This window comes from Holophagales bacterium, from assembly GCA_016719485.1.
Taxonomy (GTDB): Bacteria; Acidobacteriota; Thermoanaerobaculia; order UBA5066; family UBA5066; genus UBA5066.
Window position 1 is genome coordinate 98,816 of sequence record JADJZB010000029.1, and the last position, 18,306, is coordinate 117,121.

The 18,306-nt window shown below is 70.2% G+C and carries 16 protein-coding genes; 8 read left to right on the forward strand and 8 right to left on the reverse strand.

Going from position 1 to position 18,306, the window contains the following annotated elements:
• Positions 1-76 precede the first annotated feature (76 nt).
• Positions 77-3,394, forward strand: coding sequence for a PD40 domain-containing protein (locus IPN03_20625; protein ID MBK9376055.1), 3,318 nt, complete (start codon positions 77-79; stop codon positions 3,392-3,394).
• Between the two features lie 108 nt (positions 3,395-3,502).
• On the opposite strand, the gene IPN03_20630 is transcribed toward IPN03_20625, so the two are convergent.
• Positions 3,503-3,922: an OsmC family protein gene (locus tag IPN03_20630; GenBank protein MBK9376056.1), complete on the reverse strand. Its 420-nt coding sequence runs from the start codon at positions 3,920-3,922 to the stop codon at positions 3,503-3,505.
• Between the two features lie 111 nt (positions 3,923-4,033).
• Between IPN03_20630 and IPN03_20635 the strand changes: the two genes are divergently transcribed.
• From IPN03_20635 to IPN03_20645, 3 genes are read left to right on the forward strand one after another with little or no spacing between them, the layout of a single operon-like run.
• On the forward strand, positions 4,034-4,345 hold the full coding sequence (locus IPN03_20635) for a GYD domain-containing protein (protein MBK9376057.1): 312 nt from the start codon (positions 4,034-4,036) through the stop codon (positions 4,343-4,345).
• The gene (locus IPN03_20640; GenBank protein MBK9376058.1) at positions 4,320-6,467 is read left to right on the forward strand and encodes a helix-turn-helix domain-containing protein; all 2,148 of its coding nucleotides are present in this window, start codon (positions 4,320-4,322) and stop codon (positions 6,465-6,467) included. The genes IPN03_20635 and IPN03_20640 overlap by 26 nt, the downstream gene beginning before the upstream one ends.
• Positions 6,464-6,970 (forward strand): methylated-DNA--[protein]-cysteine S-methyltransferase, encoded by a 507-nt coding sequence (locus tag IPN03_20645; GenBank protein MBK9376059.1) that lies wholly within the window; start codon positions 6,464-6,466, stop codon positions 6,968-6,970. Before IPN03_20640 ends, IPN03_20645 begins: the two co-directional genes overlap by 4 nt.
• Positions 6,971-6,974: 4 nt before the next feature.
• Here IPN03_20645 and IPN03_20650 read toward each other — a convergent pair whose 3' ends face one another.
• The 3 genes from IPN03_20650 to IPN03_20660 all read right to left on the reverse strand — a co-directional run bounded on the left by IPN03_20650 (position 6,975) and on the right by IPN03_20660 (position 10,643).
• Positions 6,975-7,508 (reverse strand): DinB family protein, encoded by a 534-nt coding sequence (locus IPN03_20650; protein ID MBK9376060.1) that lies wholly within the window; start codon positions 7,506-7,508, stop codon positions 6,975-6,977.
• A gap of 38 nt (positions 7,509-7,546) precedes the next feature.
• Positions 7,547-10,081, reverse strand: coding sequence for an endopeptidase La (gene lon / locus IPN03_20655; GenBank protein ID MBK9376061.1), 2,535 nt, complete (start codon positions 10,079-10,081; stop codon positions 7,547-7,549).
• Positions 10,082-10,256: 175 nt separating this feature from the next.
• A complete protein-coding gene (locus IPN03_20660; GenBank protein ID MBK9376062.1) occupies positions 10,257-10,643 on the reverse strand; it encodes a YigZ family protein in 387 nt (128 codons plus the stop codon).
• Between the two features lie 53 nt (positions 10,644-10,696).
• Between IPN03_20660 and IPN03_20665 the strand changes: the two genes are divergently transcribed.
• Entirely contained in the window at positions 10,697-12,232 is a 1,536-nt protein-coding gene (locus IPN03_20665; protein MBK9376063.1) for a secretin and TonB N-terminal domain-containing protein, read from the forward strand.
• Between the two features lie 16 nt (positions 12,233-12,248).
• On the opposite strand, the gene IPN03_20670 is transcribed toward IPN03_20665, so the two are convergent.
• Complete coding sequence (locus tag IPN03_20670; protein ID MBK9376064.1) at positions 12,249-14,324, reverse strand: oligopeptide transporter, OPT family; 2,076 nt, start codon at positions 14,322-14,324, stop codon at positions 12,249-12,251.
• 87 nt (positions 14,325-14,411) lie between these two features.
• Between IPN03_20670 and IPN03_20675 the strand changes: the two genes are divergently transcribed.
• Together IPN03_20675 and IPN03_20680 are read left to right on the forward strand one after the other, a co-directional pair.
• Entirely contained in the window at positions 14,412-15,308 is an 897-nt protein-coding gene (locus IPN03_20675) for a tetratricopeptide repeat protein (GenBank protein MBK9376065.1), read from the forward strand.
• Between the two features lie 39 nt (positions 15,309-15,347).
• The gene (locus tag IPN03_20680; GenBank protein ID MBK9376066.1) at positions 15,348-15,995 is read left to right on the forward strand and encodes a DUF2238 domain-containing protein; all 648 of its coding nucleotides are present in this window, start codon (positions 15,348-15,350) and stop codon (positions 15,993-15,995) included.
• A gap of 58 nt (positions 15,996-16,053) precedes the next feature.
• Here the strand turns inward: IPN03_20680 and IPN03_20685 are convergent, their stop codons facing one another.
• Positions 16,054-16,386 carry a hypothetical protein gene (locus tag IPN03_20685; protein MBK9376067.1) on the reverse strand — a complete coding sequence of 111 codons (333 nt, stop codon included), beginning with the start codon at positions 16,384-16,386 and terminating at the stop codon, positions 16,054-16,056.
• A gap of 217 nt (positions 16,387-16,603) precedes the next feature.
• Positions 16,604-16,801 carry a YfhL family 4Fe-4S dicluster ferredoxin gene (locus IPN03_20690; GenBank protein ID MBK9376068.1) on the reverse strand — a complete coding sequence of 66 codons (198 nt, stop codon included), beginning with the start codon at positions 16,799-16,801 and terminating at the stop codon, positions 16,604-16,606.
• 352 nt (positions 16,802-17,153) lie between these two features.
• On the opposite strand from IPN03_20690, the gene IPN03_20695 reads away from it, so the two are divergent.
• Entirely contained in the window at positions 17,154-17,570 is a 417-nt protein-coding gene (locus IPN03_20695) for a hypothetical protein (protein ID MBK9376069.1), read from the forward strand.
• A gap of 78 nt (positions 17,571-17,648) precedes the next feature.
• On the opposite strand, the gene IPN03_20700 is transcribed toward IPN03_20695, so the two are convergent.
• Complete coding sequence (locus IPN03_20700) at positions 17,649-18,266, reverse strand: DUF502 domain-containing protein (protein ID MBK9376070.1); 618 nt, start codon at positions 18,264-18,266, stop codon at positions 17,649-17,651.
• Between the last annotated feature and the right edge of the window lie 40 nt (positions 18,267-18,306).

Here is an 18,306-nt window from a genome sequence, read left to right on the forward strand (position 1 = left end):
TCCCACCCTCGCGCCGTTCCCCCCTCCGGGGCCCGGCTCCACCGCACGCAGACTGATGAATCAGGAGAACCTCGTGATGGCATCGACGATCAGGGCTCGATTCGGCACAGTGGGACTGGCGTGGGCGCTCCTCGCGCCCGTCGCCGTCGCGACCGCGGACGTGGCTCACGCCCAGAAGGCCCTCTGGTTGCGGGCCCCGGCGATCTCCCCGGACGGCCGAACGGTGGCCTTCAGCTACCGCGGCGACGTCTGGAGCGTGCCGGCGGCCGGCGGAACCGCGACGCCGCTGACGGTCCACGCCGGCTACGACACCGCCCCGGTCTGGTCTCCGGATGGCCGGCAGATCGCCTTTGCCTCTGACCGCTACGGCAACTTCGACGTCTTCGTCATGCCGGCGGCCGGCGGCACGGCGCGGCGCCTGACCTTTCACTCGGCCGACGACACGCCGACGAGCTTCACTCCGGACGGCAAGGGCGTGCTCTTCGGCTCCGCCCGGCTCGACAGCGCCACGAACGTGCAGTTCCCCACCGGCGCCCAGCCGGAGCTCTACCGCGTCGACCTCGCCGGCGGCATGCCCGCGCAGGTGCTCAGCACGCCCGCCCTCCATGCCGTCTGGGACAAGGCGGGCGAGCGACTCGCCTACTCCGACCAGAAGGGCTACGAGATGGAGTGGCGCAAGCACGACAACTCCTCGTTCGCCCGCGACGTCTGGGTCTGGGAACGCGCCTCAAACACGCACCGCCGCCTCACCTCCTCCGGCGTCGACGACCGCCAGCCGGTGTGGGCGCCCGGAGAGCGCGCTCTCTACTACCTCTCCGAGAAGAGCGGCAGCTTCAACGTCTGGAGGCTCGACCTCGCAGATCCTCAGCACCCCGTCCAGGTGACGACGCACACTGTCCACCCCGTGCGCTTCCTGAGCGCCTCGGCCTCCGGAGACCTCTCCTACGCGTTCGACGGCGAGATCTGGGTCCGTCCCGCCGGCAACAGCCAGAGCCGAAAGCTCGAGGTGGCGGCCGCAGCCGACAGGGGCGACCTCGCGGTCGCGCCGCTGACCGTCTCGGGCGAGGTCAACGAGTTCGATCTCTCGCCGAGCGGCAAGGAGATCGCCTTCGTGGCCCGCGGCGAGGTCTTCGTCGCGTCGGTGGAGCACGGCACGACGCGCCGCATCACCGACTCGCCGGGCCAGGAGCGCTCCGTGAGCTTCTCGCCCGACGGCAAGAGCCTCCTCTACGCCGCAGAGCGCGACGGGAGCTGGAACCTCTACCGCACCGACCGCACTGACCCCGAAGAGCCGGCCTTCTTCAACGCCACGGGCCTCAAGGAGACCGTCGTCCTCGCCACGGCGGCCGAGGAGTTCCAGCCGAGGTTCTCGCCGGACGGCAAGGAGGTCGCCTACCTCGAGGAGCGCACGACACTCAAGGTCCTGAACCTCGCGAGCGGCAAGAGCCGCACCGTCCTTCCCGGCGAGATGAACTACTCCTACGCCGACGGCGACCAGTGGTACGAGTGGTCGCCCGACGGCAGGACCATCGCCGTCCAGTTCCTGAGCCCCACCCGCTGGTCGAGCGAGGTCGGCCTGGTGCCGGCCGCCGGCGGCGCCGCCGTGACGAACCTGACCCGCAGCGGCTACGAGGACGAGCGGCCGCGCTGGGCCCGCAAGGGCGAAGTCCTGATCTGGGCGACCGACCGCCACGGCGCGCGCCAGCAGGCCGGGTGGGCCCGCGAGCAGGACGTCTTCGCCGCCTTCCTCACCCGCAAGGCCTGGGACCGCTTCCGCCTCGACGAAGGCGCCTATGCGCAGCTCGCCGAGAAGGAGAAGGAGGCGGAGAAGGAGAAGGACAAAGGCAAGGACAAGGACGCGGACAAGGCCAAGGAGAAGGACAAGGGCAAGGCTCCGGCCGAGAAGCCGGCGGTCAAGGTCCCCGACCCGGTGACCCTCGAGCTCGAGGCGATCGAGGACCGGACGGTGCGCCTCTCGATGCACTCGGCCGACATCGCCGACGCCGCCCTCACGCCCGACGGCGAGACCCTCGTCTACCTCGCGCGCTTCGAGAAGGGCTACGACCTCTGGAAGTACCTGCCGCGCAAGAAGGAGATCAAGCTCCTCGCCAAGCTCGACGCCGAGCGCTCCGCCGCCTTCCGCCTCGACGCCGAAGGAAAGAAGGCCGTCGTGCTGGCCGACGAGAAGATGGTCTCGGTCGACCTCGAGTCGGGCAAGACCACGCCGGTCAAGATCTCGGCGCGGCTCGAGCTGCGCGCCGCCGAGGAGCGGGAGGCGCTCTTCGAGCACGCCTGGCGCCAGACGCAGAAGAAGTTCTACGTCGAGAACCTGCACGGCGTCGACTGGCCCGCGATGAAGGCCGCCTATGGCCGCTTCCTCCCCCACGTCGACAACAACCGCGACTTCGCCGAGCTGATCTCGGAGATGCAGGGAGAGCTCAACGCCTCGCACACCGGCGGGCGCTACCGTCCGACGCGCCCCGACGCCGACTCCACCGCCGCGCTCGGCTTCTTCCCGGATCCTGCCTGGACGGGCGACGGCGTGCGCGTCCTCGAGGTCATCGAAAAGTCGCCCCTGCAGCAGGCCGGGACGAAGGTGCGCGCCGGCGTCGTCATCACCGCCATCGACGGCGCGTCGATCGCGCCCGGAGCCAACTGGTATCCGCTCCTCAACCGCAAGGCGGGCACGCGGGTCCGGCTCTCCCTCTTCGACCCGGCGAGCCAGCTGCGCTGGGAGGAAAGCGTGAAGCCGATCTCCTGGCAGGACCAGGCACCGCTCCTCTACGCCCGGTGGGTGCGCTCGCGCCGCGCCGCCGTGGAGAAGCTCTCGGGCGGACGCCTCGGCTACGCCCACATCCGCGGCATGAACGACGGGGCCTACCGCGAGATCTTCGAGGAGATCTTCGGCCGCGCCGTGGACAAGGAAGCCATCGTCCTCGACACCCGCTTCAACGGCGGCGGCAACCTCGTCGAGCCGCTCACCGTCTTCCTTTCCGGGCAGGTCTACTACCGCGCCGTGCCGCGGGGCCGGCAGATCGGCGTCGAGCCGGGAATGCGCTGGACCAAGCCGTCGATCGTCGTGATGAACGAGGGCAATTACTCCGACGCCCACTGCTTCCCCACCGCCTACAAGGCGCTGAAGCTGGGCGACACGGTCGGCATGCAGGTGCCGGGCACCTGCACCTCGGTCTGGTGGGAGCGCCTGCAGGACCGCTCGCTGACGTTCGGCATCCCCGAGGTCGGCTACCTCGACCCCGCCGGGGACCTGACCGAGAACAAGCACCTCGACCCCGACCATGAGGTCGACAACGACCCGGCCATCGAGGCCGCGGGGCGCGACCAGCAGCTCGAGAAGGCCGTCACCGTCCTTTTGGAGAAGCTCGGGAAACGCTGAGACCGGGAGAGACCCCAGGGGACCAGGCGAGGGTCGAGCCCTTCCCTGGCCCCCGGGACGGGCGGTGGCCCTCCATGCGGGAGCCGCGGCGAAAGCGATATCGCCCGGTCAGAGCGGCCAGCGGAACTCCATCGGCACCTCGACGCCGGGCCCGAGGCTCTGGGTGACCGGGCAGGCACGGGCCGTCGCCTCGAGGAGCGCGCGCTTCTCCGGCGGGAGATCGAGGCCCGCAGGAAACGTCACGGTCGTGAGGAGCGCGCCGATCCGGCGGCGCGGGTCGGCGACCATCTCCTTGACGACGTGGACGGTCGTTCCCGCGAGCTCGATACCGTGCCGCTGGGCGACGAGCGCCACCGTCGTGACGAGGCACGCGCCGAGGGACGTGGCGCACAGGTCCGTCGGGGAAAAAGCGTCGCCCTTGCCCCCGTTGTCGACGGGGGCGTCGGTCACGAGCTTCGTTCCGGAAGGGCGGTGGGTCGCCTCGCAGTGGAGGTCGCCCGTGTAGACGATGTCGATGTCGACGGCCATACCCGGACGCTACGCGAGGCGGGGCCGCCCGTCGAGGGCGCTCTTCGCTCCGGGGCGGACGGGTGTAACGTTGATCTTGCGAACAACGGAAGGTCGAAGGGAGGCACCGTCATGCCGACGTACGTCCTGATGACGAAGCTGACACCCGCGGCGCTCCAGGGGACGTCGGGGCGCAGAGCCACCGGCCACGACTGGAAGACGAAGGTGGACAAAGTCTGTCCCGGCATCCGGTGGATCGGCCACTACGCGCTTCTCGGCCCGTACGACTTCATGGACATCTACGAGGCGCCGGATGGCGAGACGGCGTTCCGGGTCTCGCTCCTCTCGCGCGAGAACGGCGCGCTCACGGCCGAAAGCTGGCCCGCGGTCGCCTACCCGGACTTCCTCGGCATCGCCGATGCGGTCGAGGGCCGGCCTGGCTGACGGTCCCGGAGCCGCGTCAGCCCGGGGAGAGGGGAGGGGCGCCCCCGCCGGCGGCCGGGTCCTCGCGCAGGCGGAACCACCGCAGCCCGCGCGGGACGATTCCCAGCAGGATGACGGCGAGCGCCAGGCCCGCGAGGACGAGGAAGTCGGCGAGGTTGCGGCCGAGGAAGAACAGGACGAGCCCCAGGATCGCCGAGGTTTCGGCGATGGCGAGGGAGATGAGCGTCCGCCGGAGGAACACGTCGAACGGAAGCGCGGTCGCGGGATCGGAGCCCACGCGTGGCGCAACGGCGAGAGCGAGGAGCGCCAGGCCGAACGCGGCGCCGTAGAGGACGTATCGCAGTGCCCGCGGCGCCACGTCGACAGGCGCCTCCGCCGACGACACGACGAAGACGACGACGGCGTAGAGGGGAATCGAGGCGGTGAGGCCGGCGACGAGGACGAGCCAGCGGACCTTCTCGGGAAGCGGAATCGGTCGAGGCATGCGCGCGCTCCGCACACACGATACCCCGCTCCCGCGCCGGCGGGACCCGGTTCCGGCACGAAACGATCCCGCGGAGGACGGGGGCTGGGGCCTGTCGGATCGAGAGCGCGACAGCCACGTCCGAAAACCGCCAGACGGCCATGCCCCGACTGCGGTATCACTACCGCCGTGGAGATCGACAGGGAATCCTGCCTCGCCGCCTTCCTCGGCCGCGACCGCCGCTTCGCCGGGCGCTTCTACGCCGGCGTCACGTCGACCGGCGTCTATTGCCGGCCCGGCTGCCCGGCCCCCCTGCCGAGACCGCGTAACGTCCTCTTCTTCCGTTGCGCGGCCGCCGCCGAGGAGGCGGGATTTCGCGCCTGCCGCCGCTGCCGTCCCGATACGGCCCCCGGGACCCCCGCCTGGACCGGCACGTCGGTCACGGTCGCGCGAGCGCTTCGCCAGATCGACGCGGGCCTGGCGGACGACGCCCCGCTCGGCGCCCTCGCAGCACGCCTCGGGGTCGGCGAACGGCACCTGCGGCGGCTCTTCGCCGAACATCTCGGGGCCTCCCCCATCGCCGTCGCCCGGACGCGGCGCCTCCACTTCGCGCGCAGGCTCCTCGACGACACGACGCTCCGGATGTCCGACGTCGCGCTCGCGGCCGGCTACTCCAGCGTCCGCCGTTTCAACGAAGCGATGCGGGCGGCGTTCGGCGTCCCGCCGTCGCGGCTGAGACGGCCGGTGTCGACGAGGACGGAATCCGCGCCCGCGGGGATCGCACTCGGCCTCCCCTTCCGCCCTCCGTTCGACGACACGGCCCTTCTCGCGTTCCTGGCGACCCGTGCCGTTCCGGGTATCGAAGAGGTCTCGGGCGGTGTCTATCGGCGGACGGCGGATCTCGGAGGCTCGGCCGGCATCGTAGAAGCGGGCGTCGACTCCGGGCGCGGTCTCCTGTCGCTCCGCCTCCGGGGCCTCGGTCCGGCCGTGGCGCTCGAGGCGGCCCGCCGCACCGCGCGCCTCTTCGACCTCGACGCCGACCCGGCCACGATCGCCGCGCATCTCGGTGCCGACCCTCTCCTGGCCCCGCTCCTGGCGCGACGTCCGGGGCTGCGGGTACCGGGAGCCTGGGACCCGTTCGAGACCGCCGTCCGGACGATCCTCGGACAGCAGGTCTCCGTGAGGGCGGCCCGCACGCTGGCGGCGAGACTCGCGTCACGATTCGGACGCAGCCTCGACGCCCGGACGGCGCGCGACGGGCTCACGCTCCTCTTCCCGCGCGCCGAGGAGCTGGCGGACGCCGACGTCGTCTCGATCGGGCTTCCCTCCCGGCGCGCGGAGACGATCCGCTTCCTGGCGCGCGAGGTCGCCCTCGGGCGCATCGACCTCGGTCCGGCCGCATCGCTCGACGAAGCCCAGAGGCGCCTGGCGGGAGTCCCCGGCATCGGCCCCTGGACGGCGCAGGTGATCGCCCTGCGCGCCCTCGGCGAGCCCGACGCACTGCCGGCGGGCGACCTCGGCCTCCGGAAGGCGCTCGCCGAGGGGGCCACGCTCCCGACGATCGCGGCCGTCGAGGCGCGCGCCCGCAGCTGGCGCCCCTGGCGCGCCTACGCCCTCATCCACCTCTGGACCGACCTCGCGAACAGGGAGAACGCATGAGCACGACGATCCACACCGCCACCGTCGAGACCCCCGCCGGCCCGTTCTGGCTCGCCGCGAAGGACGGCGCGCTCGTTGCCGCCGGCTTCGCCGATTCGGCTCCTCGCCTCCGCTCGCGGCTCGAGGCACGCTTCGGACCGCTCGATCAGCGGGACGCCAGCGACCCCGCAGGTGCGGTCACGGCGCTCCTGCGTTTCCTGGCGGGCGAGACGGCGGCGCTGTTCGCCGTCCCGGTCGACCTCGGCGGCACGCCGTTCCAGCGTGACGTCTGGGCGGCGCTTCGCGAGATCCCAGCCGGTTCGACGATCACTTACGCGGAGCTGGCCCGGCGCGTCGGCCGCCCGCGGGCCGTGAGGGCCGTCGGCTCCGCGAACGGTGCGAATCCCGTGTCGGTCGTCGTGCCCTGCCACCGCGTCGTCGGCAAGGACGGCCTTCGAGGGTACGCCGGGGGCGTCGCGCGCAAGGAGTGGCTCCTCGCGCACGAGGGGGCGACACCGGGCTGACGGGCTACTTCGGGCAGCCCGCCGCCCGCCAGGTCCGGCGGATCTGGGCGTCGTGGTGCTTCGCGTGCTCGTGGACGAAGTCGAGCGTCCCCTGCGGGTCGAGCGCGCCGCCGATCGGGTGGCGAAACAAGAGGGTCCTGCGGCGCTCGTCCGGCAGCGACCCGAGGATCTCCCGGAGGTCCTCGCGGACCTTTCCCCAACGGACCGAGAGCTCCGCGAGCGGAAACGTCTCTGCCGGGATCACCACCGGCGCAGGCGCGCGAAAGCGGACCGGCGACCGCAGGATGAGAACGAGGAGGGCGAGCTTCGCCCTGTCGAGAGCCGGAACGGGCTGCGGCGGCCCCTGGAGCTTCTTCCGCGCGTAGCCGACGACGCTTTCCTCGACGAGGACGAGGTGCTGGACGACGTCGAGCGCGCACCAGCCCTTTCCGTCCGGGCGGAATGCCAGCCTTTCCGGGCTCTCGATGGCCAGAGAGCCCAGGAGGGCGTCTTTCCAGTCGTCCAGATCGTCGAGGCGCCGCTCGAAGTCTTTCTGCATGGCGCGGAGTCTCCCACGGAGACCCCGCACCACGCCCGTCAGTGCGCCGCCGGCGCGTCCTTGCCGCTGCCGGCCGCCTCGTCCGTGAAGAGTAGCTGCCCGTCCTTCACGCGCCCCCTCAGCGAGACGGCGAGCGCCTCGCTCAGGTCCTGCACCGGCACGATCTCCAGTCCGTCCCGAACGTCCTGGGGGAGGTCCTCGAGGTCCGCCACGTTCTCTTTCGGAAGAACGACTGTCCGGATCCCCGCTCGCACGGCGCCAAGGAGCTTTTCCTTGACGCCGCCGATCGGCAGGACCCGGCCCGAGAGGGTCACTTCCCCCGTCATCGCGACGTCGCGGCGGCAGGTCCGCTTCGAGAGCGCCGAGACGATCGCCGAAGCCATCGCCACGCCGGCCGACGGGCCGTCCTTCGGGATCGCCCCGGCAGGGACGTGGATGTGGAGGTCGCGCTCGAAGGCCGTGTCGTCGATGCCGAGCAGCGGAGCGTGCGAGCGGGCGAAGGTCCACGCCGCCCGGGCCGACTCCTTCATGACGTCGCCGAGCTGGCCGGTCAGGAGGACTTCCCCCTTTCCGCGCATGAGCGCCGCCTCGATGAACATGATGTCGCCGCCGGCGGGCGTGTAGTACATCCCCGTGGCGACCCCGACCTGGTCCTCGTGGACGATCTTCTCGGGCTGGATCTTCTTGCGGCCGAGGATCGGCGCCACGTCGGGCGCGTCGACGGCGGCCTTCTCGATCTCCCCCGCGGCGATCCGGCGCGCCACCTTCCGCCCCAGCTTCCCGAGCTCCCGCTCGAGCTGGCGGACGCCCGCTTCGCGCGTGTAGGACGAGATGATCTCCGCGAGAGCCGCGTCGGTCACCTCGAGCTGGCCCGGGTTCAGGCCGTTCTCGCCGAGCTGCCTCGGAAGGAGGTAGTTCCGGGCGATCAGCGTCTTTTCGCGTTCCGTGTAGCCGGAGAACTCGATGACCTCGAGCCGGTCGAGGAGCGGGCCTGGAATCGACTGGACGAAGTTCGCCGTCGCGATGAAGAGGACCTCGGAGAGGTCGAACGGGACGTTGAGGTAGTGGTCGGTGAAGCTGTCGTTCTGGGCCGGGTCGAGGACCTCCAGGAGCGCCGACGCCGGGTCTCCCTGCATGGAGACACCGAGCTTGTCGACCTCGTCGAGGAGGAAGACCGGGTTCTTCGTCCCCGCCTGCCGCATCCCCTGGACGATCCGGCCCGGCATCGCGCCGACGTACGTTCTCCGGTGGCCGCGGATGTCCGCCTCGTCGCGGGCCCCGCCGAACGAGATCCTGACGTACTTGCGGCCGAGGGCGCGCGCGATCGACTTCGCGATCGACGTCTTCCCGACCCCGGGAGGACCGGCGAAGAGGAGAATCCGGCCCCGGTTCGGAAGGCTCTTCGATTCGACGGGCCTGGCCCCGTCCACTTTCGGAGGTTCGGCATGCGGCGGAAGCGCCGACGCCGGTGCCGTCGCCCCTTCCACCGCGGCCTCGGTCTTCGCGCCCTCCAAGGGCTCCGCAGCCGCCTCCGCGGTCCTGCGCCCGAGGAGCTGGCGGACCGCGAGGAACTCGAGGATCCTGTCCTTCACGTCCTTCAGGGCGTAGTGATCCTCGTCGAGGATCCTCTCCGCCTCCACGACGTCGAGGTGCTCGTCGCTGCGCACCGACCAGGGCAGCTCGGCGACGAGCTCGAGGTAGTTGCGCAGGACCTGCGCTTCCATGGACTCGCGGGAGAGCCTCTGGAGCTTCTTCCACTCCCGGTCGATCTCCTTGCGGACGTCCTCGGTGAGAACGAGCGCGTCGAGCTTCTCCTTGAGCCCCTTCAGGTCGTCGTCCCCGTCCTCGCCCTCGCCCAGCTCCTTCTGGATCGCCTTCAGCTGCTGGCGGAGGAACATCTCCCGCTGTCGGTCGCCGAGCTCTTCCTGGACCTTCGACTTGATCTCCTCCTGCGCGTCGAGAACGTCGACCTGCCGCTGGACGTGAACGAGCGTCCGCCGGACGCGGTCCTCCACCGAAAGGGTCTCGAGAAGGAGCTGTCGCTCGGCCGTGGGGATGTCGATGTAGCCGGCGACGAGGTCGGCGAGCTTGCCCGGCTCGTCGGCCTCGGACAGGACGTTCGCGATGGCCTCGTCCGGCAGGCCGAGCTTCTTGGCCAGCTCGGCGGAACGCTCCTTCAGCTCCTTCAGGAGCGCGACGAACGCGGTGTCGCCGGCGTCGAGCGGAGGCATCTCGGCAGCCTCGACGACGACCGCCTCGAGGCGCCCGTCCTTCTCCTGGATCCTCATCGCGATGCCGCGGGTCTTCCCCTGGAGGAGGAGCCGGGCGCCGCCCACACCGCGCTGGATCGGCCCGATCGAGGCGATGGTCCCTACGGTGTGGAGGAGCTCGGGCGTCACGGCTTCGACGTCCTGGCGCTGGGTTATGGCGAACACGAGCTGATCGGGGCTTTTCATCGCCGTCTCGATGGCGTGAAGCGTGCCGGGCCGGCCGGCGGCGATCGGGAAGCTGACCCCCGGAAAGAGAACGGCGTTCCGAAGAGGAATGACCGGAAGAGTCTGGGTGGGCTGCATGATGACCTTTCGAGCCGACCTAACGCGGAAGACTCAACACCAAAGTTTAGTGGCTGTAACTTAGATTTTCAAGTCCCCCGCTTGTTTCGGCCACTTCCGGGACCCGGCGTACCGAAAGCCGATCCACGACGAGTCCCCGAGTCCCGACGAGAGGCCACCCGCAGAGGCAACCTCTTTACGCTCCTGAGGATTCCCGGAGAGCGGCCAGGGCCCCCTCGGCGGCTTCGCGGAAAGCCCTCGAGACCCCTCCGACCCCGAGCTTCACACCCCCGAAGATGCGCGACACGAGAAGCCCCCCCTCGAGGTCATCCCGGCGGAGGAGCTCGAGGATGAGGCGGCCGGGGTGCCCCACCTCGCCGTCGTCCTTCGACCTCTCGACGAGGGCGCCGGCGGCGTCGCGTCCGCGGAACGCCCAGCAGTGATGGTTCGCCTTCCGGTGCTCCCCCTTCGCCGCCTTCACGGCGAGGAGCACGTCCTCTTCCGTCGCAGCCGGAAGGACGAGAGCGAAGAAGCGCGACCTCTCGACGGTGACCTTGAACGATGCGGCGCGGGAGATCCTCACGGGGTTCGACGTTAGCAGGCGAAGCGAGAGAATCGGCACCGGGGAGGTCGGACATGGCAATGGAACGCACGGCCCGAACGGGACTCGCCGTTTCTCTCTTCGCCGCGACCCTCGCCGCCTCCTTTCACGGGCCCGCCCGGGCCGAGCCTCCCTGCGCCAGCCTCGGGGAGCTTCGCGGCCGCATGGCCGCCGCCGGGCCCGTCGAAAAGCCAGCCGTGGCGGAGGCCTTCGCCGCCTGCGTCGAGCGGGCGGGGGCTCCTCTCCTGACTCCAGCCCCGACCGCGGGGCACGTCCGCGCCCTGTTCGCGTTCCGCTCTCCCGCCGCGCGGGTGTTCCTCGCCGGGGACATGAACGGCTGGAGCACGTCCTCGAATCCACTCGAGAGGCTGGAGGGGACGAACCTCCACGTCCTCGAGCTCGAGTTCCCCGACGGGTCCCGGCTGGACTACAAGCTCGTCGTCGAGGGTACCGAGTGGACGCTGGACCCGTGGAACCCGCGGACGATGAGCGGAGGCTACGGCCCGAACTCGGAGCTGAGGACGCCCGCGTATGCCCCGCCGAAGGAGGTCGAGCCGGCGCCGGAAACCGCCCGGGGTGCGTACGAGGAGCTGACGGTCGAGAGCCGGTCCATGGGAGGTCCGCGCCGTGTCGTCGTCTGGCACCACGGCAACCTCCCCGCCGAGAAGGAGCCGGTCTCTGCGCTCTACCTCCTCGACGGCCTCGACTACCGCGAGTTCGGCAAGGCCCCCGCCGTCGCCGGGAACCTGATGGCCTCGGGAAAGCTCCCGCCGCTCCTCATCGTCCTCGTCCCTCCCGTCGACCGGCGCACGGATTACGAGCGGGACGAAGCGTTCGAGCGGTTCCTCGTGACGGAGCTCGTCCCGGCCGTGGAAGCGCGCTGGCGCGTTCGAAAGGACGCGGCCGGCCGAGGCGTGATGGGGGTCTCCCTCGGCGCCTTCGCCGCCCTCTCGGTCACGGCGCGGTACCCCGGTGTCTTCGGCCGCTGCGGGGCGCAATCGACGGGCAACGCCGTCGACGCGAACTTCGAAGCCCTCCTCGCGGACCTCGCGCGCCTGCCTGCCGGCGCCGCCCGCTTCCACCTGGACGTCGGGACGTTCGAGTCGAACCTGCACGGCGCCGACCTCGTCGCGAGAAGCCGCCGGCTCCGCGCCGTTCTCGCGCGCCGGCAGCCGGTCCAGTACCGAGAGGTCCCGGAAGGGCACAGCTGGGGCTCGTGGCGGGCGCGCCTCGCCGAGGCCTGGACGTTCTTCTGGGGAGACGCCCGCACGGCCCCGAAGGTCGCGCCGCGACCGCTCGAGGCTCCGCCGGAAGGGGTGGCCCGGTTCTCGGGCGCGACGGTGAGCCTCGACGTCAAGGACGCCGACCTCGGCGGGGTCGTTCGGTCGCTCACGGCCGGCCGCGGCCTCTCCGTCGTCGCTCCCCCTGGCCTGGCGGGCACCGTCACGGCCACGCTCCGCGACGTCCCGTGGGACCAGGCGCTCGACCTCGTCCTCGCTGGAAACGGCTGGACCTACGTCCGCGATGGAACGGCGATACGGATCGTGCGGAGGGGTAACCCCGACCTCTGAATCTCCTCGCGGGCGCTCAGGCCTCCACGGTCTCCCGCCTCGAGCTGAAGTAGACGAACGCCCCGAGCGCGAGGAAGACGGCGAGCCCGAGCCAGTTTCCCCAGGCCGAGAGCCACGCGCCGATTCCCGGCACGGCGGTCAGGTCGGGAACGATCGTCCTGCCCGTCGAGTCCTCGGCGAACTTCAGGAGCGCGGCCAGCACGCCGACGAGGGCGCCCCCCGCAATGAAGCCGGAGGCGATGAGCGTGCCCTTCTCGTGCCGCGCCTTCGCGAGCGGCTCGTCGGTTGACGAGCGCTTCACGAGCCACGCGACGAGAGCGCCGAAGACGAGGGGCGAGTTCAGCTCCATCGGAAGGTACATCCCGAGCGCGAACGCGAGGCCCGAGATCCCGCACATCTCGGCCGCCACGGCGAAAACCGCCCCCACCCCATAGAGGAACCAGGGTGCGCCCGAGTCGCCCATGACGCCCTGGAGGACGGCCGCCATCGCGTTCGGCTGCGGTGCGGGGAGCGGATTCGCGTGGAGGGGTGAGGGGGAGAACCCGTAGACCTTCGCCATGAGGAGTATCACGGCGGTCGTCGCGGCGGAGGCCACGACGGAACCGAGGAGATTCCAGATCTCGATCTTCCGGGGCGTCGCGCCGAGCCAGTAGCCGATCTTGTACTGCGTGACGAGAGAGCCGCTCATCGAGAGCGCCGTGCAGACGACGCCGCCGATGAGGAGCGTCTGGAGCATTCCGTCCTCGCCGCGCAGGCCGAGGCTCGAGAGGACGACCGCCGTGACGATGAGGGTCGTCAGCGTCATCCCGGAAATCGGAGTGATCGAGATCATCGCGATCGCCCAGGCCGAGACCGCCGCGAAGAGGAACGCGACGAGCAGCGTCAGCCCGGTCGAGACGAGGGCGAGCCGCGTGGCGCCCGGCGTGCCGGCGAGAACCCAGAGGCGGAAGTAGAGGAGGATCGCCAGCCCCGTGCCGAGGATCCCGAGGAGGACGACCCACATCGGGAGCGCCCGGTCGGTCCGTTCCTCCTGGGCCGCCTGGCCCCCGCCCCGGACGAGACGCGCGATCTCGCCGAAGGCCTGGCGCGTCGCCTGGACGATGACCGGCGACATCTTCAGGATCGAGAGCAGCCCGGCGCAGAAGATGCCGCCGATGCCGATGGGCCGGACGTACTCGAAGAAGATGTCCTCCGCCCCCATCGAGGCCAGCGGCGCTGCGCCGGCGGAGATCGCCCCCGGGACGAACCGGGAGAGCCAGGCGAAGAGAGGGACGAGGGCCAGGAACGAGACCATCGAACCGGCCATGATGATGGCCGCATAGTCGAGTCCCATGATGTATCCGAGGCCGAAAACCGCCGCCGACGTGTTCATCGTGAAGACCGCCTTGAAGCGGTCCGTGAAACCGGCGAGGGCGGGAATCGCGGCGGTCGAGAAGTTCTCGGCCCAGGCCTTCATCGACGGCCCCGCGAAGTCGAACGCCGCCGCGAGCGCCGCCGACCAGGAGAGGACGATCGCACTCTGCCCGCCGCGCTTTCCGGCGACGAGGATCTCCGTCGTCGCGCGCGCTTCCGGAAACGGGAGCCTGCCGTGGAGGTCGCGGACGAAGTAGCGGCGGAACGGAGCGAGGAAGAAGACGCCGAGGACGGCGCCGAGCAGGGGGACGAGGAAGATCTGCCAGAACGACGAGCGCCCCTCGAGGCCGAGAATGTAGATCGCCGGCATCGTGAAGACGGAACCCCCGGCGACGATCCCCGAGGTGGCGCCGATGGCGAGGACGTTGACGTTCTCGAGGAGCGTCGAGCCGCGCGCGGCGAGGACTTTCGCGAAGAGCGCCGAGGCGCCGACCGCCAGGATCGAGATCGGGATCGCCGACTCGATTCCCTGCCCGAGCTTCAGCGCGATGTACGTCGCCGCGGCCGAGAAGACGATCGACCAGAGAATCCCCTGCACGATCGACCGGGCGGTCACCTCGGGGACGGACGCAGCGGACGGGACGACCGGGCCGTACGTCTCGCCAGGCGCGAGCTCGCGGAAGGCGTTGTCGGGAAGGCGGACGTCCTCGGCAACGGAAGCGTCGATCTGCTCGGCCATCCGGGGATGATGCCCGACGACGACGACGCGGCACGTGGAAACCCCTGGCCCGCGGCGTGCGTACTGCCCGGAGTGCTCAGCCTGCCGATGACGATTCGTCGCTCCTCCGCCCTCCTCGCACGCCTCGCTTCCCTTGCCTTCGTCACGACTCTCGTCGCGCCCGCCGCCGGAGCCGTCCTTCCCTCGGCCCCCATACAGGCGGCGCTCGAGAAGCGGGACCCGGAGGCCGCGACGGCGGCCGCGGACGCGGCGCTGAAGACCTTCCCGAAGGACCCCGACGTCCTCCTGTGGGCCGGCCGGGCGTATGGGCAGAGGGCGCTGACGGCCTCGGTCTTCACGAAGATGTCGTGGGCGAAGAAGTGCCACGAGGCGTGGGAAAGGGCCATAGAGGTGGCCCCCGGCAATGCAGAAGCGCGCTTCGAGCTTCTACGGTACTACCTCATGGCGCCGGGGATCGCGGGCGGAAGCGTCGAGAAGGCCAAGGTGCAGGCCGCCAGGCTCGGCGAGCTCGACGCGATGCGCGGGTACGTGGCTCGCGGCATGGTGGCCGACCACGAGAAGAAGCCGAAGGAGGCCGAGGCCGCCTACCGCAAGGCGATGGAAGCCGATCAGTTCGGCGTCCAGGGGCCGATCGCCCTCGCCAGCTTCTTCGCGCGGCAGAAGAGGTGGCCCGAGGCTCGCGCCATCTTCGACAGGCGGGTTGCCGCCGACCCGAACGACGCTTTCGCGCTCTACCAGCTGGGACGCCTCTCGCTCCTCTCGGGAGAGGAGATGGAGAAGGGCCTCACCCTCTTCGATCGCTTCCTCTCCCTCGCCCCCCCCAGGGACGGACCGACCCATGGCGACGCCCGGTGGCGGAAAGGGCTCCTCCTCGAGAAGCTCGGCCGGACGCCGGCCGCGATCGCCGAGTATCGCGAGGCGCTGAAGGTGCAGCCCGGGCACACCGGGGCGAAACGGGAGCTGGAGCGGCTGAAGGCCGCCTGATGGCCAGCGGCGGCCACCGTCTGGTGTAATCGCGGGACGATGACATCGATACCGTCCGGACCGCCCCCGCGGCGGGAGCCGCTCGTGCTCCTCGTCCTTGCCCTCATCGCGCTCGTCGTCTCGGGCATCGGTCCGAAGGACCGCTTCACCTGGCTCCTCGAAGTGGCTCCGATCCTGATCGGCCTTCCCGTGCTCGTCGCCACGGCGCACCGGTTCCCCCTGACGCCGCTCCTGCAGCGCCTCCTCCTCTTCCACGCCCTCGTCCTGATGCTCGGTGCGCACTACACCTACGCCGAGGTGCCGCTCGGCGAATGGGCGAAGGACGTATTCGGCTTCGCCCGGAACCACTACGACCGCATCGGTCACCTGGCACAGGGCTTCGTTCCGGCGATCCTCGCCCGGGAAATCCTCCTTCGGAGGACGCCGATCGGGCGGGGCGGCTGGCTCCTCACCCTGACGACCTCGGTCTGCCTCGCCTTCAGCGCGCTCTACGAGCTCCTCGAATGGGCCACGGCGCTCGTCACGGGTGAGGCGGCCACGGCTTTCCTGGGCACCCAGGGCGACATCTGGGACACGCAGTGGGACATGTTCCTCGCCCTCTGCGGCGCTCTCCTGGCCCAGGCGCTGCTCTCGCGCCTCCACGACCGCCAGCTCGCACGTCTGGCCTCGCACCGAGTCTCCGTGTAGCGAAAAGGCCGGGCTCCCGCAGGAGCCCGGCCTCGTTTCGCGCTCGGCGCGGAGGGTCTTACTTGGCGCCGGGGTTCGTACCGGCCTTGAGCTCGTCGAGGTTGCTCTTGCCGTCGGCGTCGCTGTCGAGGGTCTCGATCTTCGCGAAGTCGAAGGTCTTCTTCTCGGCCTTCGGGTCGACGAGGGCCTTCGCCATCATGTCCTTGCCGAAAGCGTTGATCTCGGCGTCGCCCTTCTTGGCCATCGCCTTGACGTGGCAGCTCGCGCACTTGGCCTTCGCCGTGGGGTACTTGCCGTTGAGGTCCTTCTGCATGTCCATCGTGGCGATGCCCGTGGAGGCGAGGACGATCGCGAGAACCGCGACGAGAACGGCGGCGGTGGTCTTCTTCATGTCTCTGGCTCCTTCTGGTCGGGGCGTAAGGCCCCTTTCACAGCTCGCTTCTTTCAAGTTCCCTGCCATCCGGAAAAGGGGACACCATGCGGCATCGGCTCGTGCCCGGACTGCTCCGAGATCATGTCGCGATATCGCCCTCCCGGAACGAGATCGACCGGGCGGCGGACCTTGTCGGTCTCCAGCGCCCGGCCCGTTCCGATCGTGTCTGAGGTCCTCAGGCGGTCGCGGGGACGATCGAACCCTCGGTCGGGCAGACCTCGACGCACTTCGGCGCATCGTAGACGCCGGAGCACTCGGTGCACTTCGCGGGGTCGATGACGTAAATCATGTCCCCCGGGCTGATCGCCTGGTTGGGGCACTCGGGTTCGCAGGTACCGCAGCTGATACAGTTCTCGGTGATCATCATCGCCATGACGGCCTCCTCAGGTGCGGGGGTCCCCTTCTCGATCCCGGCGGCCCCTCGCGAGCGCGGTCCGCGGAAGCGGCCCGGCGCCGAAAGGGAGGCTAGGCGAGGACCGCCGAGCCGCGCAATGATGCGAACGGATCATTCCCGTCGAAGGAGTCACGAGACCCTGTATCCCGTTGACATCGCGCCGGATCCGGTTCCAAATTCCCCTCGGGTGCCCGGCGGCGCGAGGACCGCGGGCGGGCGGGAGGAGACCGTCGGGGCGTCGGAGGCACCAGCGAAGAGAGAACGCCGCTGGAAGGCAGGGGAAGCCGGCGTCCGGCCCGTTTTCGAAAGCACGAACCGAAAGGAGACCGAAGTGAGAGTTCCGACCCGGATCCTTCTCGTCGCCCTCGTCTCGATTGCGCTGGCGCCGGCCCTCGTCGCGCAGGAGAAGGGACGCATCGACACCGCGATCGCCTCCGACAGCCGGGAGACGATGGCCGAACGCACCACCTTCCCCCCCACCCAGGCGAAGATCTACATCTTCGCGATGGTGGCCGACGCCCCGAAGGACACGCCGGTGAAGGCGGTCTGGATCGCCGAGAAATGCGAAGGCGTCGACGCGAACACGAAGTTCGCCGAGACCACGATGAAGTTCCCCGGTGGCGCCACCTGGATCCCCTACTCGTACTCGAAGCCGAACCCGCAGTGGGCGCCAGGGAACTACCGCGTCGAGCTCTTCCTCGGCAAGGAGCTCACGACCACCGTCAAGTTCACGATCGCGTCGAAGTAGCTCCCCCGGCAGCACGACGATCCCGAAACGGCCGCCCGACCCGGGCGGCCGTTTCGTCGTCGTGCGAGGCACGAGACGCTACGGGAATCGGAGGGTTCTCGCCGCCAGGACGTTCGCGACCGTCTCTGGTCCGTCCGTCGGTCGACGCGCCGCCCGGATCTCGGCCGCGCCCCCCGAGACGATGAACGCCATCGCATCGGCGCCCGGCGCCCCGAGCGGCGACACGAGACGCCGCGGGACGACGAGCATCTGCCCGGCGAAGTTGTAGGACTGTGGGAGGTAGACCGAGACGTGGTCCGGAAGGCCGATCTCGGGAAGCGCGTCGCGTGTGAGGAACCCGACTGCCCGGATGTCCGCGGCCTCGTTCACGACGACCGTCACCGGCCGGTCGAAGCCCTTCCGGTCTCCGACGAACGCGTCGGTCACGTCGCGGATCGCCGAGTAGAGGATCTTCACGAACGGGAGCCGGCGGAAGACGCCCTCCACGAGCTCGATCAGGCGCCTCGTGATGAAGTTCGAGGCGAGGGCTCCGATCACGACGATGAGAACGATCGTCGCGAGGAAACCGGCACCCGGGATCGGGAGCCCCACGACGGAGTCGATCGTCCTGAAGACGAACACGACGATGGCGATCGTCAGGACGGTTGGCACGAAGACGAGGAGCCCGCGGAAGAAGTAGCGGAGAAGGAGGCGCATGGCGCGCGCAGTCTACGGCTCGGCCCGGCCGAGGCCGGAC